Below are 1,172 nucleotides of genomic sequence, written 5' to 3' on the forward strand. Positions count from 1 at the left end.
TCGACCGCGAGCGCGACGCCCATCCCGCCGCCGATGCACAGCGACGCCAGCCCGCGCTTCGCATCGCGCTTGACCATCTCGTGCAGCAGCGTCACCAGGATCCGGCAGCCCGACGCGCCGATCGGGTGGCCGATCGCGATCGCCCCGCCGTTCACGTTCACCTTCGACGTGTCCCAGCCCATCTGCTTGTGCACCGCCAGCGCCTGCGCCGCGAATGCCTCGTTGATTTCCATCAGGTCCAGGTCGCCCGGCGTCCAGCCCGCACGCTCCAAGCAGCGGCGCGATGCCGGCACCGGACCCATGCCCATCACGCTCGGATCCACACCCGCGTTCGCGTATGCCTTGATCCGCGCCAGCGGCGTCAGGCCGAGTGCCGCCGCCTTCTGCGCCGACATCACCAGCACCGCCGCCGCACCGTCGTTCAGCCCCGACGCGTTCGCCGCCGTCACCGAGCCGTCCTTCGAGAACGCCGGCTTCAGGCCCGCCAGCGATTCCGCCGTCACGCCGTGACGCACGAACTCGTCGGTCGCGAACTGCAGCGGCTCGCCCTTGCGTTGCGGGATCGACACCGGCACGATCTCGTCGTTGAAGCGGCCGGCCTTCTGCGCGGCTTCCGCCTTGTTCTGCGACAGCGCCGCGAACGCATCCTGCTCCTCGCGCGTGATCCCGTATTCCTTCGCGACGTTCTCCGCCGTGATGCCCATGTGGTACTGGTTGTACACGTCCCACAGGCCGTCGACGATCATCGTGTCGACCAGCTTCGCGTCGCCCATCCGGAACCCGTCGCGCGAGCCCGGCAGCACGTGCGGCGACGCGCTCATGTTTTCCTGGCCGCCCGCGATCACGATCTCCGCGTCGCCCGCCGCGATCGCGTTCGCCGCCAGCATCACCGCCTTCAGGCCCGAGCCGCACACCTTGTTGATCGTCATCCCCGGCACTGCGCTCGGCAGGCCGGCCTTGATCAGCGACTGGCGCGCCGGGTTCTGCCCCGAGCCCGCCGTCAGCACCTGCCCCATGATCACTTCGCTCACCTGCTCGGGCTTCACGCCCGAACGCTCCAGCACCGCGCGAATCACCGTCGCGCCCAGTTCCGGTGCCGCGACCTTCGCGAGCGAGCCGCCGAATTTGCCGACCGCGGTCCGCGCGGCCGATACGATCACTACGTCCGTCAT

The 1,172-nt window shown here is 69.5% G+C and carries 1 protein-coding gene; it reads right to left on the reverse strand.

Features of this window, described 5'->3' with window-relative positions; genetic code table 11:
• Nucleotides 1-1,172, reverse strand: a 1,172-nt coding sequence (locus DIE23_RS39000; RefSeq protein ID WP_148093501.1) for an acetyl-CoA C-acetyltransferase, incomplete at both ends; no start/stop codon positions are given.

The sequence above is a fragment of the Burkholderia sp. Bp9143 genome (assembly GCF_003853645.1).
Classification (GTDB): domain Bacteria; phylum Pseudomonadota; class Gammaproteobacteria; order Burkholderiales; family Burkholderiaceae; genus Burkholderia.